The sequence below is a fragment of the Streptomyces sp. P17 genome (assembly GCF_032436805.1).
Lineage (GTDB): Bacteria > Actinomycetota > Actinomycetes > Streptomycetales > Streptomycetaceae > Streptomyces.
Genome location: NZ_JAVRBF010000557.1, coordinates 1 through 306, shown reverse-complemented (window position 1 = coordinate 306; position 306 = coordinate 1). Strand labels below are relative to the sequence as shown.

Below are 306 nucleotides of genomic sequence, written 5' to 3'. Positions count from 1 at the left end.
GTGCTGCAACCCTATAGGAGACACTCAAATGCCAACACATGACGCTGACAAGACGAATAGCAACCCGGTTGACCGTCGCACCATGACACGCGATCCCAACGCCACAGGCGGCCCGATTGTGGAGAGTGGCGAAATGCGCGACGGCCTGCCCGTTACCGTGGCCGGTTCAACGCACCTGACGACCAATATTGACGGTAAATGGTATGTCTGCGATGCACGCGGCAATCCGCTGTCCAAGACGCCCTATGACACTGAAAGCGAAGCCGTGGACGCTGCACAGGCGAAGAACAACCCGGCAATTGTCGA

At 57.8% G+C, this 306-nt stretch carries 1 protein-coding gene; it reads left to right on the top strand.

Features of this window, described 5'->3' with window-relative positions; translation table 11 throughout:
- Positions 1-82: 82 nt before the first annotated feature.
- Positions 83-306, top strand: a 224-nt coding sequence (locus tag RMT89_RS42100) for a hypothetical protein (protein WP_315889037.1), incomplete at its 3' end; no start/stop codon positions are given.